Genomic DNA, 15062 nt, shown 5'->3' on the forward strand with positions numbered 1-15062 from the left:
CATTTCTGAAAAGGATCAACCGATGAATCTGCAACTCGATGCACTGCGCCACGCCTATCGCAATGGCGACACCACACCGCGCCAACTGCTGCTGCAATTGCGCGAAAAAGCCGCTGCGCTGAATCCCGACTATCACCTGTTCATCCACCTGCTCAGCGTAGATGAACTGGAGCCGTATCTGGCCGCTCTCGACGGTCGTGACCTCGACAGTCTGCCGCTGTATGGCGTGCCGTTCGCGATCAAGGACAACATCGATCTGGCCGGCATTCCCACCACCGCCGCGTGCCCGGCGTTCGCCTATGTGCCGCAGCAGTCGGCGACCATCGTCGAGCAGCTATTGGCGCTGGGGGCGATTCCGCTGGGCAAGACCAATCTTGATCAGTTCGCCACCGGCCTCAATGGCAGCCGCTCGCCTTATGGTGCGTGCCCGAACAGTGTGCTGGCGGAGTATCCGTCCGGCGGTTCCAGCGCGGGTTCATCCCTGGCGGTAGCGCTAGGTGTGGCGAGTTTTGCCTTGGGCACTGACACCGCCGGTTCCGGGCGGGTGCCGGCGGCGCTGAATAATCTGGTGGGCTTGAAGGCGAGCAAGGGCCTGATTTCCACCGCTGGCGTGCTGCCGGCGTGCCGCACGCTGGACTGCGTAACCACCTTCACCGCCACTGCTCGCGAGGCCAGTCAGTTGTTGGCGTTGACAGCCAAACATGATGCTCGCGATGAATACAGCCGACGCAACCCGGCATGGAACGACGGCTCGGCATTCGGCGCGGTACGGCCGTTTCGCTTCGGCGTGCCACGGGCGCAGGACCTTGAATTTTTCGGCTGCAACGAAGGGCCGCAACTGTTCGCAGCGGCCATCGAACGGCTCAAGGCTCTGGGTGGCGAAGCGGTCGAACTGGACCTGTCGCCATTTCTCGAAGCAGCGCGGTTGCTTTACGACGGGCCTTGGGTCGCCGAGCGTTACAGCGTCGCCGGTGAGCTGATGGAGCAGAATCCCGAAGCGGTGCTGCCAGTGATCCGTGCGGTGCTGGCCAAGGCTCCGGCAGTGACTGGCGTGCAGACCTTCCGCGCGCAATATCGATTGCAGGCGCTGAAGGCCCTCTGCGACGAGGCCCTGGAAAATCTCGACTGCGTACTGACGCCGACCATCGGCCGTCCAGTGACGTTGGCCGAGCTTGCGGCCGAGCCGGTGCTGCGCAATTCCGAACTCGGCTATTACACCAACTTCATGAACCTGCTCGACTACGCCGCCGTCGCCGTGCCGACCGCGTTCATGAGCAACGGTTTGCCGTGGGGCGTGACGTTGTTCGGGCGGGTGTTTACCGATCAGTATCTGTTGAGCGTGGCCGATGCCTTGCAGCGCCAGCAGGACAGTGCCCTGCCAGTTCCGGCAAACCCTGCGCGCAATGACCGCGCTCGATTGGTGGTGTGTGGCGCGCACCTGCAAGGGCTGGCGTTGAACTGGCAACTGACCCAGCGTGGCGGGCGCTTGCTGGAAACCACGTTCAGTTCGCCGGACTATCGACTGCACGCCCTCGCCGGCGGCCCGCCATTGCGGCCGGGCATGGTACGGGTCAAGGACGCCGGCGTGGCGATTGCCGTGGAGGTGTGGGAATTGCCGAGCAGCGAATTGGGCTCGTTTCTGACCGGAATTCCGGCGCCGCTCGGGTTGGGCAAGGTGCAACTGGCGGATGGGCGCTGGGAGAGCGGGTTTATCTGTGAGCCGTATGGGTTGGAGGGTGCGGTGGATATCAGTCATTTGGGGGGATGGCGGGCGTATCTGGCATCCCGGGGCTGATCCGAAAGCTCGCCTCACCCTGGCCCTCTCCCCCAGGAGAGGGCCAGGGTGAGGCGATTGTCCATCGGTTGCCATTGGCTGATACCGAGTCGATCACAGATTTTCCATCACCCACAATCCAGCTCCCTCTCACCCGGGAAAGGGCTGGGGTGAGGGGCTGCGATTTCCCTGACACACCGCTACGTCATATCCCCCGCCATTTCAGGCACAAATCCCGCAGTGTTTTCCCGACCATCCCACTAGAATGCATCCCATCGGGCCACTGCCAACGGATCTGCCATGCCGCTTCGTTCTCCCTTGTACTCGCAACGTTCCCTGGTGCTCACCCTGGTCGCCCTGCTCGGCGCCGGCTTTCTCGCCACGTCACTGTTGAGCTACTTCGCCTCCCGCGAGTCGATCCGCGACAACATCGTCAACACTGAACTGCCACTGACCTCCGACACGGTCTATTCGGAAATCCAGAAAGATCTGGTCCGGCCGATCCTGATTTCCTCGATGATGTCCCGTGACACGTTCATGCGCGACTGGGTGGTTAACGGCGAGCAGAATCCCGAGCAGATGACCCGCTATCTCGACGAGGTCATGACCCATTACGGCGCCTACACGGCGTTCTTCGTTTCCAATGCCACGCTCACCTACTACCACGCCAAAGGCGTGCTCAAGCAGGTCAAAGTCGACGAGCCGCGCGACACCTGGTACTTCCGCGTGCGCGACATGCAGGACCCGTACGAGATCAACGTCGACCCGGATCTGGCGAATAAGGACAACCTGACGTTCTTCATCAACTACAAGGTCTACGACTACCACAACCGCTTCATCGGTGCAGCGGGCGTGGGCCTGACCGTGGACGCGGTGATCAAGCTGATCGACAAGTATCAACAGCGCTATCAACGCAGCGTGTACTTCGTCGATACCTTCGGCCGCCTCGTATTGACCGGTGCCGAGGGTGGCCCGGATGGCGCGCACATCGGCCAGAGTCTTGGCGAACTGGAGAGCATGAAAAGTCTGGTCAGCCAGTTGCCCAAGCCGCACAGCGGCAGCTACGAATATTCCACTCAGGGCCAAGGGCATTTTCTCAACGTGCGGTTTATCCCCGAGTTGAACTGGTACCTGTTCGTCGATAAACGCGAGGATGGCGCGCTGAGCGAGATCCGCCAGTCGCTGTATCTCAATCTGCTGATCTGCCTGCTGGTGACGTTGATCGTGCTGGCGCTGCTCAATCGGGTCATCAAGCGCTTCCAGGCGAAGATTCAGGCGCACGCCACCCTCGACAGTCTCACTGAACTGCCGAACCGACGCGGTTTCGACATCCTCGCCGCGCAAGCGCTGCACGAGGCCCAACGAGAAACCAGGCCGCTGACCGCGTTGTTGCTCGACCTCGACCACTTCAAAGCCTTGAACGACACCTACGGCCACATGGCCGGCGATCAGGTGTTGATCGGTTTCGCCCGTGACCTGCAAAGTTGCCTGCGTCACGCCGACATCGTCTGCCGCTGGGGCGGTGAAGAGTTTATCGTTCTGTTGAAAGATACCGACGGCGAGACCGGGCAGAAAATCGCCGAAAAAATCCGTCAACACGTCGAGCAACACGAATATGCCTACGATGGCCACAGCCTGCATCTGACCGTGAGCATCGGCGCCACCACCGTGCAACGCGATGACACCTTGCACACTCTGCTGTCGCGGGCCGATCATGCGATGTACCGCGCCAAGCAAACCGGGCGCAACCGCACCTGCATGGAAATGCCGCACTCGACCTATGCCTGATAACGACGTTAAACCCGACCACTGCCCGGCCTGCGGTGCCCGCAACGACTGCAGCCTCGCCGACCCACGCACCGCCGACCGCGAATGCTGGTGTTACGGCGTAACCATCGACCCGGCGGTGCTCGAGGCGCTGCCGGTCGAGTTGCGCAATCAAGCCTGCCTGTGCCCGCGTTGCGCGCAGGTCGAAGCGCAACTGCAAGCAGGCCGGCGGCCGATCCCGTAAGATGCGCGGCCCTTTGTCCGTTGAATTCTGACCATGCGCGTCGACCGTTTCCTCAGCAATCTGCCCCGCTACAACCGTCAGCAGGTTCGCCTGTTGCTGGTAGAAAAGCGCGTACGGATTGACGGGAAAGTCGTCAGCGACCCGCACAGTGACGTGCTGGAATTCAGCCGGGTCGAAGTCGACGATGAGGTGCTGCAAAGCGGTAAACATGCGCGCTATTTTATGCTGCACAAACCGCCAGGCTGCGTCAGCGCCACTCGCGATCCGCAGCATGCGACCGTGCTCGACCTGCTCGATGAGCCGGACAAGGCTGACCTGCACATCGCCGGACGTCTGGATTTCAACACCTCCGGGCTGATGCTGATCACCAATGACGGCGCCTGGTCGCGGCGCCTGACGCAGCCGCAAACCAGACTGCCGAAGGTCTATTACGTCGAAACCGAACAGGATATCGACGCGAGCTACGCGTTGAAATTTGCCGAGGGCATTTACTTCGCTTTCGAAGATCTGACCACGCTACCGGCGCAGCTTGAGCTGCTTGGTCCACGCTCGGCACGGCTGAGCATCGTTGAAGGCCGCTACCATCAGGTCAAGCGCATGTTTGGGTTTTTCAACAACAAAGTCTTGCGCCTGCACCGCGAATCCGTGGGTGAACTGGCGCTCGATCACGCGCTAAAACCGGGCGAGTACCGCGCTTTGCGCACCGAAGAGATTCATTTGTTCTAAGCCGCCGACCGCTCAGCCGAAGTTGTCGAACAATTTGCCGACGGCACTTGCGTGATCCCGAGTCCCCTGCTTGAATCAGGACGTCGGCCGAAATGTGACCGATGAGTCACCACATACTTCCAAGAAACTTTTTGTCGGTCGTCTGCCCTCAAGGGCTGCGCCTCAGCCGGCAATCTGCCCGCCAATAACAACACCCGTCGACCTGCCGTACCGGATCGACATGGGCCAGCAAATTCCAGGCGTATGCCTACCTGTCACAAAGCTCGTGCAATCTCGATTGCGCGCATACCCGCTTGCTTGCCAGGAGTCTTATGACATGAGGCCAGAAATCGCTGTGCTGGATATACAGGGTCAGTATCGGGTTTACACGGAGTTCTATCGCGCAGACGCCGCAGAAAAGACCATCATTCTGGTCAACGGCTCGATGGCCACGACTGCGTCGTTTGCACAGACCGTGAAAAACCTGCACCCGCAATTCAACGTGGTCTGCTACGACCAGCCCTATGCGGGTCGGTCAAAAGCCCACAACCGGCATGAGAAACATCTGACGAAGGAAGTCGAAGGGCAGATTCTGCTGGAGCTGATCGACCACTTCGCTGCCGAGCACGTGCTGTCGTTCTCCTGGGGCGGTGCGGCAACATTGGTCGCCCTCGCCCAGCAGCCCCGGCGCATCGAAAAAGCCGTGATCAGCTCGTTCTCGCCGGTGATCAATGCGCACATGCTCGATTACCTTGAGCGCGGCGTCGATTACCTCGGCAGCCGCGACGGCGACAGGGTCGGCCATCTGGTCAACAACACGATTGGCAAACACCTGCCGTCGCTGTTCAAACGCTTCAACTATCGCCACGTCAGCAGCCTCGCCGAGCATGAATACGGGCAGATGCACTTTCACATCAACGACGTCCTGCACAGCGATCGCCAGTGCTATCTGAATGCGGCGAAAAAGATCAACGTGCCGGTGCTGTTCCTGAACGGTGAATGGGACGAATACACCGCCGCTGAAGACGCACGCCTGTTTGGCAATCACGTAGCGCACAGCAGCTTCACTACCCTGCAAGCCACCGGGCACTTCCTCGACATGGAGCACAAAGCCGCCTGCCGCGACAGCCAGAACGCTCTGCTCGGCTTCCTGAAACCTGCGCCGCAAGCCAGCCGAACGCGCTACTCGTTTATGCAGGATCACCATGCCCTGGCCATTTGAAACAGCGTCATCGCGGGCAAGGCTGCAAGCTTGAAGTGCCTGTTGCACCGGCGCAGCCCTTGCTCGCGATCGACCGATTTCTGCGTGGCAAGGCCCTCGCAGAGAAAAGAAAACTTCAAATCCGTGGCCGAGTCTGGTACAAAGTCAGCCGCTCTGAGCGGGTATAGTTTAGTGGTAGAACGAAAGCTTCCCAAGCTTTAGATGAGGGTTCGATTCCCTCTACCCGCTCCACCGAATATTGATCTCGCGTTGTGTCGTCTGACGCGGGATGCAGGAATGGAAAAAACCGGTCTTGATGGCCGGTTTTTTTGTGCGTGGGATTTGAGATCTGGTTACCAGCGCAGACCAATTCAGAGGATCACAGACGGAGCAATCACATGAAATTCGGATCCGAAAAGGAATCCACCAGTCCGTTCGCAGACTTCATCCGAAATGCTAAATCGGAGGAGAAAAAGCGTGTTTACAGCGAAGTGCTGACCGAAGCTACCAAAAAGCAGATTGAAGTGATGCTGGCGGCACGTGAGAAGCAAGCGTGACGGTGCTGAGAGAGTAAAGTAGAGCCTGGCACGCGCCGGGCTTTTTATTGGGCAGTTGTCACGGCGTGTTGGAATTGCCTTGCTGGTCGCTTTTTAGCGGCTGGGATTTGAAATGTCAGCGTCAACATCTATCAGAACGAACAATGCTGCCCACCCGTCTGCAGCTTGCTTCCTCGAAATCCAGATGCAGCCTCGCCAGTACATTGAAGATCGGCTCCCCGGCTTTGTGCGGGACATTCAATCGAGTTAATACTTTCTTCCAGTTGGCGAGCGCAGCGAGAGTCTGCTCGATATATTCCTCGGCCTTGAGGAACTGACCGGGTTGTGTTCAAGAGATGCGCCGACATGAGATAACGTGGCGAACTCAAGAAAGTTAGCGGCGTGATTCAGCGAGTCGCAACAATAAACAGCCGTGGAAACGGCAGCAGCACCGAGCCGTCAGCCAAGGCCGGATAAGCCTTGGCAACTTCCGCCAGATACCGCTGCAGATACTGCGCCCGTTCCTCCTCGGTCAACGGGCTCAGGAATGGAATCAACCCGCTGCCCTTGAACCACTCCACCACCCCCGCCGCACCATCGCGAAGTTGGTGGTGATAGGTGGTGCGCCACACATCGACCCGCGCGCAGTGCGGCCGCAGCATTGAAAAATAATCACTGGCACTGGCCATGTCGGTACGCTGCCCGGCAGCGTCTGCGAGCTTGCTCGCCCACGGCCCATTGGCGGCGACTTCACGCATCAAACGGTGGGACGGTTCGTTGAGGTTGTCCGGCATCTGAATCGCCAGGCTGCCACCATCTGAAAGCTTGCTCGCCAAGGCTGGCAGCAACGAAGCGTGATCAGGCACCCATTGCAACACTGCATTGGCAAAGATCACATCGAACGGGCCTTCATCGGTCCACTTGTCGATCTCGGCCACCTCGAACTGCACATCGGGCAAGCGCTTGCGCGCGGCGGCGATCATGTCCGCCGAACTGTCCAGGCCACTGACCTTGGCCTCGGGAAAACGCTGCACCAGCAACTCGGTGGAATTGCCCGGCCCGCAACCAATATCCACCACCGCCCGCGCGTGCTCCGTGGGTATTGCCGCCAGCAGATCACGGGCCGGGCGGGTGCGTTCATCTTCGAAAGCGACGTATTGCTTGGCAGACCAGCTCATTGCGTTCTCCTGTCGAGGGTGTTCTGGCAACTGCCGACACAATACAGCGATCCGTGCGGCACGCCTTCCCTACCAAAGTCCTGCACCGAAACTTGTAAACAGAATTTTCAGCGCAACGCTGATGTCTGAATTTCAAGCTCCCAAAACAAGGACTCCCATCATGAAATTCGCCAAGATTGCCCAAAAACTTGCCCTGTGGGCCGGTAGCCCGAAGACGTTCATGGGGGCGTTGATCCTGATCGGGTTGTGGGGTTTGAGCGGGCCGATTTTTGGTTACAACGACACTTGGCAGCTGATCATCAATACATCGACGACGATCATCACGTTCCTGATGGTGTTCCTGATTCAGAACACGCAGAACCGCGATACCGACATTCTGCATTTGAAGCTCGATGAGCTATTGCGGGTGAACAAGGAGGCGCAGAACGCAATGCTCGGGCTGGAGGCGCTGGATTTGCAGCAATTGGAGGCGCTGCGCCAGCACTACCGAGCATTGGGTGAAAATCAGGTGTTCGATCTCGAAGGGCTTGGCGACAAGAGCAAGCCAAAGCAGGATTTGAATGAGTGCTGAGCAAATCCAGTGCGTAACCACAACTGTGGGAGCGAGCCTGCTCGCGAAAACGGAGGGTCAGTCAACACATCATTGACTGAGACACCGCTTTCGCGAGCGGGCTCGCTCCCACAGGGCAAGCACCGCATTTCAACTGAAGGTCTCGCTCGCGCTACAACAATAAGGCGAAGTTAACGACTGGCCTGCAACGCTCGAGCCTTCTCCAGATGGCTTTGCAGTTTCGGCAAGGTCTCATCGGCAAACGCTTTGATTTCCGGCACGTCGGTGGTTTGCGCCTGCTGCTCGATCTGGGTGATGGCCTCTTCAGTCGCTTTGACCTGGCTCGCGGCGTAGGCCTGATCAAACGTCGCGCCGTCCTTCACTTCCGGCATCAGCTCTTTGGCCTTGTCGGCGAGCTCTTCGCGGGGGGCCACCGGCAGGTCGAGTTTCTTGGCGATTTTCGCCAGATGCTGGTTGGCCGTGGTGCGGTCGTTGATGACAACGATAGTGTAATCCTTGACCTCTTTCGATTCGGTCTTGCCATGGGCCTGACGGCTGGCTTCGATGTCGGCCATGCCTTTGGCGGAGGCATCGTTGATGAATTCGGCTGGCGACTGGGCGAACGCAGTGCTGGCGCACAGGCCCAGCAGGGTTGCAAAACTGGCGTTACGTAAACGGGTGGCCATCCGGCTCATGGTCGCGCCCTCCTTCGTGGAAAATTCAAGCGGGCCGTGATTCGCCCGCTGCTCAAATAGTCGCGGCGGACAATTGTCCGCCTCAGTTAGGAAGGCTTTTACGGTCAAAGGTTTAGAAAAACTGCCGCAGGCGCGACGAACGGTTCAGTCACTATTTGCTCAGCATCAGCCCTTGTCGGGCATCAAACCCGGCAGCGCGTGCACCAGTGCGTTAATGGCAAAACCGATAAACATCACGCCGCACAAACGGGTGATCAGCAATTCGTGACGTTGATACACCGTGCGCACTCGCTGCGCGCCAACCACGCCGATGAGGATTGCGTAAGCCAGCGCGCCGCCGATAAAACTCAGGGCGATCAGCGCCGGCAGCATCGACCAGTTGAGCAGTTCAGCGCGGCTCGACAGCAGCGCCGTGAAGGTCGCCACCGCCACCGGGTAGGCCTTGGGATTGGTCAGGCCGAAGACAATGCCGTGCCAGAACGGCTGCCGCGCCGCCCCTCGCGCCTCGTCGCCGCTACGGCGCTGGGCACGCACTGCACGCCAGCCGAGCCAGAACAGATACACCGCGCTGAGCACGCCGAGCACATCGAAGGCGGTGCTGCCGATCTCCCGCGCACCGACAATCGCCACCAGCGCCGTGCTGCACCAGACCACATCGCCGAGCAGATGCCCACACAGAAACCCCGCCCCGGCCCGCCGCCCATGCGCCGCGCCAATGCCGAACACCGCCAGCACACCCGGACCCGGCGTGATCCCGTAGATGAAACCCGAAGCCAGAACGGCCAACAGCAATGATGGAGTCATGGAAAACCTGCAAGCGCCAGAACACGTGGCGCAGAGTCTATCTCAGCCGAACACGTCCGATCACTGCGCGTCGTGAAACGCATGCCCGGAGACGTTTTTCGATTCAATAACCTCTGAGGTTTTCAGGGACGACATATTGCTGGCCGTCGTAGATCAAGCTGACTTGGGTTGTCTTCAGGTGGGTGGTTTTCGACAGGCACTCTTTACCCGACTGAGTGTTTTTCATCTTGCTGCCACGGCTGGTAACGATCAGATCGGCGAGACCATGATGACTGGACTCAGCGATCTCAACGGTGCGGCGTACCTGTTTGAGGTAGCCCTCGCAGTCGCCGCTGAACTCCCCGTTGTTCTTGTAGACCACCAAGCCTTCCAGCACCGGGCGCAACTGATTGCCTTCGCGGACATACAAGGCCAGATCGGTTTTCTCGTAAGGAATTGCGTGGGAACTGTGGACGAACTTCGAACGCAAGCCAAATGCGCGAACATCCTCTGCCAGGCGATAGCGCGCGGTGTCGATGCGCAGATCGTCGAAACGCACGGCATCGGAGTTGTAAGCGCCGGGTTTGCGGTAAGTGGCAATCGGTTTGGCGTTGCTGGCATTGACGATTGCAAGGTCAAGATCGAATACCCCGACGTCTTCGTCATCCGCATCCGCCAGATACGTGGATTTGACGGCAATCGCCTGATTCTGCACAGCGGGCCAGACCTTGCAACGCGACAGGTATTCGCCATTGAAGGCTTTGGTTTCGCAAGCGGCGTGGACTTGAGCCGTAAGCGCAAACAAGCCGAGTGCGATAAAAATTCGGAGAGGCACAATCATGATTCTTCCTTGAAATATTCGTCTCAGTGACGCAGGTCACACGCCTTTGAAACCTTGCGGCAAAACGTAGGTTTTCCCGTCGTAACGCAACGTGGTCAGCACTGGTTTTTCGTGGGTGGTCTTCGATTCGCAGGTGTCGCGTGGCCCCTCACCCACCAGCCCAGTGGTGACTGAGCGGACAATGATATCCGCATAACCATGGGAACTGGTCTTGCCCATCTCAAGCGTACGCACCGTCTCTGCTCGCTCGCCCGCGCAGTTGCCATCCCATTCGCCGCTGAAGCTGTAAACCAGCAAGCGATCCAGCACCGGGCGCAGTTTGTCGCCCTCCTTCACGTAGAGCGACAGCAGCGTTTCATCCAGCGGATTGACGCGTGACGAGCCTTTGAAATGGGCGCGTACGCCGAAAGCACGGAGGTCGGGCGTGAGTTTATAGCGCGCGGTATCCAGTTCCAGATTGTCGAGCGCGATGGCATCGGAGAGAAACGCCGACGGCTGATGATAGGTCGCCAGCGGCTTGGGGCCGCCAGCGGTAGTGACGGCCAGAGCCAGATCGTACGAACCCACCGTGCCGTCCTGGCCATAGACCGGATCGGGCACAAACGTCGATAGCGCGGTGATCGTCAGCGGTGGATAAGCCGGCCAGTCCTTGCACAGCGAGAAATCCGCTTCCCCGCTGACCGCAGGCGGCGTGCAATCGGCCCACGCCTGCCCAGCCATCAACCATCCACAGAGCGCTGTAGCGCTGATCCATATGGACTTCATTGTCACTCCCGCTCCTTGATGACATTTGCAGCCGCGCACTATCCCCTTCTGCATCGGAGGATTCAACAGATCAGGCCAGCGAATCTTCTCATGTGTCTGAAGTGGGAATTCGCGAGCAGGCTCGCTCCCACAGGAAAGAGCATTCCAAATGTGGGAGCGAGCCTGCTCGCGAAGGCGTCATCACAGACGCCGCCAATCTCAATACTTGTCAAGCGTACGCAACTTCTGCGGCAGGCCCCACAGCAGCAACGCTGCCGCGATCAGCGCGGCGACGCCGATGACGTACAGCGCCGGGGTGGTGCTGCCGGTGAGGTCCTTGATGCGCCCGACCATGACCGGGCTGACGATCCCGCCGAACTGCCCCAAGGTATTGATCACCGCGATCCCGCCTGCCGCGCCGGCACCGGCGCCCGCCAGCAGCTTCGGTGGCAGTGTCCAGAAGCTCGGAATCGAAGCGATAATGCCCGCACCGAGCAGGCCGAGCGCGACGATCAGGAAGGTCGTGTGGCTGGCGAAGATCCCTGCGCTGAAAAAGCCGATCGCACCGACGATCACCAGCCCGGCGACGAACTTGCGCCGTTCACCGGTGGCGTCTGACAAGCGCCCGATCACCACCATGCTGATCGCCCCGCAGATGTACGGAATGGCGGTCAGCAGGCCGATCATCACCGGGCTTTCGGTGCCGGCGCTGCGGATCAATTGCGGTGCCCAGAAATTCAGGCCGTAGGACGCGACCTGAATCAGGAAGTAGATCAAACCCAACGTCAGGAAACCGGGAATTTTCAGCGCCGCGAGCAATGAGCCGCCGCTCTTGTGTGGCTCGTGATGGGCGATGCGGCTGGAGAGCAATTTCTTCTCGTCAGCCGTCAGCCAGTGCGCATCCTCGATGCGGTCCTTGAGTTGGGTCAGCACGAGAAAACCGAGGGCGATACACGGCACACCACCGAGCAGGAACAACCAGTGCCAGCCGCGCATCTGCAACACGCCGTCGAGGTGTTGCAGCACCAGCCCCGAGAACGGTGCACCGACCAGTCCGGCGAACGCCGAGGCGAGAAACAGCATCGAGGTGATGCGGCCACGAAAGTGCTGCGGAAACCACAGTGTCAGGTAATACAGCACGCCCGGAGCAAACCCGGCTTCCATCGCGCCGATCACGAAGCGCAGCGCATAGAACTGCCATTCGCTGTTGACGAAGACCATCGCCGCCGTCGCCACGCCCCACGACATCATGATCCGCGCAATCCAGCGTCGCGCGCCGACCTTGTACAACATCATGTTGCTCGGCACTTCGAACAGCACGTAACCGACCACGAACAGCCCGGCGCCCAAGCCATACGCGGTGTCGCTGAGGCTCAGGTCGGTCTGCAACTGGAATTTGGCGAAGCTGATGTTGATGCGATCGAAGAAGGCAAAGAGGTAGCAGACCATGATCAGCGGCATGAGGCGCCAGGCGACTTTGCTGACCAGGGCTTTTTCGGCGTCGTTATCGACGGACGGATTCACGCCCGCCTCCATTACATTGAGGCTCATAGGTTTTTCTCCAGGCGGACTACCGATGGGCGTCCGATTGTTTTTGTTGTCTGGTGATGACGCTCACTGTGGAGCGCTTTTGTGTGGGAGCTGGCTTGCCAGCGATGGCGTCAGTTCAGCTAACGCTTTCGTTGAATTTGCTGCCGTCATCGCGGGCAAGCCCGCTCCCACAGGGGTACTGGTGTGTCTCAGGTGGGCATCGGATGCAGATCGCAATTGCGCCCGGCCTTGGCCAACTGACCGGGGACGTCGTGGCCTAACAGCGCCGGCAAGCCGCGCGAGAGTTCCAGCAGCAGCGGCAAATCGATCCCGGTGGGAATGCCGACTTCTTCGCACAGATTCACCAGATCTTCAGTGCAGATGTTGCCCGACGCACCCGGCGCAAACGGACAGCCACCGAGGCCACCCAACGCCGCATCGAAGCGCCGTGCACCGGCCTCGTAAGCGGCCAGCACATTGCACAGCCCAAGGCCGCGAGTGTTGTGGAAATGCAGGGTCAGATCGGCCGGCGAAACCCGCTGCAAAACGCGCCGCACCAGGCGATCGACCTGACGCGGATTGGCCATGCCGGTGGTGTCGGCGAGGCTGATGCCCTGAATGCCGAGCTCCTGATAAGCGTCGACGATGTGCAGCACGCGATCCTCGTCGATGTAGCCTTCGAACGGGCAACCGAACGTGGTGGCGATGCTGCCGTTGAGGCGCACACCTGAGCCGCTGACAAACGCAACGATGTCAGCGAATGCGGCCAGCGACTCCTCGCAACGCATGCGCATATTGGCCAGGTTGTGGGTCTGGCTGGCGGACATAACCAGATTCAACTCATCGGCATTCGCCGCCAGTGCCCGTTGCGCGCCTTTGAGGTTGGGGATCAACGCCACGTAAATCACCCCTGGCTGACGCTGAATGCCGTTGAACACTTGCTCGCCATCACGCAGGGCCGGAATGGCTTTGGGCGAGACGAACGAGCCGGCTTCGATGCGGCTGAATCCGGCCTGCGACAGTTGGTTGATCAGGGCGATCTTGTCAGCGGTTTCCACCCATGTCGGCTCGATCTGTAAACCATCGCGCGGCGAGACTTCCTGGACGATCAGGGTTTGCGAATAGTCAGTGATCATTGCACCACCCCTTGGCCTTTCAGGCGTTCGATGTCGAGTTCAGTCAGGCCCAGCCCGGCCAGAATAGCGTCGGTGTGCTGGCCCAGTTTCGGCCCGGACCAATTCACTCCGCCGGGGGTTTCCGAGAGTTTGGGAACGATGCCGGGCATCTTCACCGTTGCGCCACCGGGCAACTCGGCATTGAGCAACATGTCCCGCGCCTGATAGTGCGGATCCGCGACGATGTCAGCCACCGAGTAGATGCGCCCGGCCGGCACTTCGGCAGCTTCGAGAGCAGCCAGGACTTCGTTGATCGGCAGGCTGCTGGTCCAGTGCGTAATGGCTGCATCGAGCAAGCCGCTCTTGGCCGCGCGGCCGTCGTTGTGGGCGAATTCTTCTGCGTCGGCCAAATCAGCGCGGCCAATGGTGTGCATCAGGCGCTTGTAGATCGGGTCGCTGTTGCCGGCAATCACCACGTAGGCGCCGTCCGCCGTGAGATACGTGTTGGAAGGCGCGATGCCCGGCAGCGCACCGCCGCTGCGTTCACGCACATGGCCAAGCATGTCGTATTCCGGCACCAGGCTTTCCATGACGTTGAACACGCTCTCGGCCAGCGAAACATCGACGATCTGTCCACCGCCCTGCCCGGTCTTGACCCGCAGCAGCGACATCAATGCGCCGATCACCGCGTGCAGCGAGGCCAGCGAATCGCCGAGGCTGACGCCGACCCGAGCCGGTGGCGAATCGGGATTGCCGGTGGTGTAGCGAATGCCGCCCATGGCCTCGCCAATCGCACCGAAACCGGGACGGTCGCGGTACGGGCCGGTCTGGCCGTAGCCGGAGATACGCACCAGGGTCAGGTTCGGATTCAGCGCATGCAGCACGTCCCAGCCCAGACCGAGTTTTTCCAGCGCACCGGGGCGCAGGTTTTCGATGATCACGTCGGCGTCACCGGCCAGTTGCTTGACCAGTTCGATGCCTTCAGCGGATTTGAGATTGAGTGCCAGGGATTTCTTGTTGCGCGATTGCAGGTACCACCACAGCGACGTGCCCTCGTGCAGCTTGCGCCATTTGCGCAGCGGGTCGCCTTGGCCCATGGCTTCGATCTTGATCACCTCGGCGCCGAACTCGGCAAGCATGCGCGCGGCAAATGGCGCGGCGATCAGGGTGCCGATCTCGATCACTTTGATCGCACTCAAAGGGGCAGTCATCGCGGGGTACCTCTTGTTCTTGGAATATGTCGCCAAGGCTAGAGGAACGATCGTCAGCGAATCCAGCCGTCACTCGGCAATGGGCGTTCGCGAAATGCGAATGCTTCAGCGATGTGGTGAATTCAAAGCCGCCTTCGCGGGCAAGCCCGCTCCCTCAGGGTTCAAAGTCAGCCGCACAATTTGCATAC

At 59.9% G+C, this 15062-nt stretch carries 15 protein-coding genes and 1 tRNA gene; 8 read left to right on the top strand and 8 right to left on the bottom strand.

The features are described from left to right. Positions 1-22: 22 nt before the first annotated feature. The 7 genes from atzF (at position 23) to ACMYUN_RS07985 (ending at position 6248) form a co-directional block, all read left to right on the top strand. On the top strand, positions 23-1795 hold the full coding sequence (gene atzF / locus ACMYUN_RS07955; protein ID WP_415763411.1) for an allophanate hydrolase: 1773 nt from the start codon (positions 23-25) through the stop codon (positions 1793-1795). Between the two features lie 279 nt (positions 1796-2074). After that, positions 2075-3562: a diguanylate cyclase gene (locus ACMYUN_RS07960; RefSeq protein ID WP_415763412.1), complete on the top strand. Its 1488-nt coding sequence runs from the start codon at positions 2075-2077 to the stop codon at positions 3560-3562. Then, positions 3555-3785: a cysteine-rich CWC family protein gene (locus ACMYUN_RS07965; protein ID WP_129998879.1), complete on the top strand. Its 231-nt coding sequence runs from the start codon at positions 3555-3557 to the stop codon at positions 3783-3785. The genes ACMYUN_RS07960 and ACMYUN_RS07965 overlap by 8 nt, the downstream gene beginning before the upstream one ends. A 33-nt stretch (positions 3786-3818) precedes the next feature. Beyond that, positions 3819-4511: a pseudouridine synthase gene (locus ACMYUN_RS07970; protein ID WP_415763413.1), complete on the top strand. Its 693-nt coding sequence runs from the start codon at positions 3819-3821 to the stop codon at positions 4509-4511. Positions 4512-4827: 316 nt separating this feature from the next. Then, positions 4828-5712 carry an alpha/beta hydrolase gene (locus tag ACMYUN_RS07975; protein WP_310407703.1) on the top strand — a complete coding sequence of 295 codons (885 nt, stop codon included), beginning with the start codon at positions 4828-4830 and terminating at the stop codon, positions 5710-5712. Positions 5713-5869: 157 nt separating this feature from the next. Beyond that, a tRNA-Gly gene (locus ACMYUN_RS07980) sits at positions 5870-5943 on the top strand. Positions 5944-6089: 146 nt separating this feature from the next. Further along, a complete protein-coding gene (locus ACMYUN_RS07985) occupies positions 6090-6248 on the top strand; it encodes a hypothetical protein (protein WP_164488340.1) in 159 nt (52 codons plus the stop codon). Between the two features lie 386 nt (positions 6249-6634). Here ACMYUN_RS07985 and tam read toward each other — a convergent pair whose 3' ends face one another. Next, positions 6635-7405: a trans-aconitate 2-methyltransferase gene (gene tam, locus ACMYUN_RS07990; RefSeq protein WP_415763414.1), complete on the bottom strand. Its 771-nt coding sequence runs from the start codon at positions 7403-7405 to the stop codon at positions 6635-6637. A gap of 160 nt (positions 7406-7565) precedes the next feature. On the opposite strand from tam, the gene ACMYUN_RS07995 reads away from it, so the two are divergent. Continuing rightward, a complete protein-coding gene (locus ACMYUN_RS07995) occupies positions 7566-7976 on the top strand; it encodes a low affinity iron permease family protein (protein ID WP_129999066.1) in 411 nt (136 codons plus the stop codon). 170 nt (positions 7977-8146) lie between these two features. Here ACMYUN_RS07995 and ACMYUN_RS08000 read toward each other — a convergent pair whose 3' ends face one another. The 7 genes from ACMYUN_RS08000 to ACMYUN_RS08030 all read right to left on the bottom strand — a co-directional run bounded on the left by ACMYUN_RS08000 (position 8147) and on the right by ACMYUN_RS08030 (position 14874). Continuing rightward, complete coding sequence (locus ACMYUN_RS08000; RefSeq protein WP_039760848.1) at positions 8147-8650, bottom strand: DUF4142 domain-containing protein; 504 nt, start codon at positions 8648-8650, stop codon at positions 8147-8149. A gap of 165 nt (positions 8651-8815) precedes the next feature. Beyond that, on the bottom strand, positions 8816-9454 hold the full coding sequence (locus ACMYUN_RS08005; protein WP_039760846.1) for a LysE family translocator: 639 nt from the start codon (positions 9452-9454) through the stop codon (positions 8816-8818). 103 nt (positions 9455-9557) lie between these two features. Further along, entirely contained in the window at positions 9558-10274 is a 717-nt protein-coding gene (locus ACMYUN_RS08010) for a hypothetical protein (protein ID WP_415763415.1), read from the bottom strand. Between the two features lie 36 nt (positions 10275-10310). Further along, entirely contained in the window at positions 10311-11039 is a 729-nt protein-coding gene (locus tag ACMYUN_RS08015; RefSeq protein WP_415763416.1) for a hypothetical protein, read from the bottom strand. A gap of 198 nt (positions 11040-11237) precedes the next feature. After that, complete coding sequence (locus ACMYUN_RS08020; protein ID WP_415763417.1) at positions 11238-12569, bottom strand: MFS transporter; 1332 nt, start codon at positions 12567-12569, stop codon at positions 11238-11240. A 188-nt stretch (positions 12570-12757) separates the two neighbouring features. Then, entirely contained in the window at positions 12758-13684 is a 927-nt protein-coding gene (locus ACMYUN_RS08025; RefSeq protein ID WP_415763418.1) for a hydroxymethylglutaryl-CoA lyase, read from the bottom strand. Beyond that, entirely contained in the window at positions 13681-14874 is a 1194-nt protein-coding gene (locus ACMYUN_RS08030; protein WP_415763419.1) for a CaiB/BaiF CoA transferase family protein, read from the bottom strand. Before ACMYUN_RS08030 ends, ACMYUN_RS08025 begins: the two co-directional genes overlap by 4 nt. Between the last annotated feature and the right edge of the window lie 188 nt (positions 14875-15062).

Origin of the sequence: Pseudomonas sp. CP4 (assembly GCF_047758505.1) — a bacterium.
Taxonomy (GTDB): domain Bacteria; phylum Pseudomonadota; class Gammaproteobacteria; order Pseudomonadales; family Pseudomonadaceae; genus Aquipseudomonas; species Aquipseudomonas fluorescens_AO.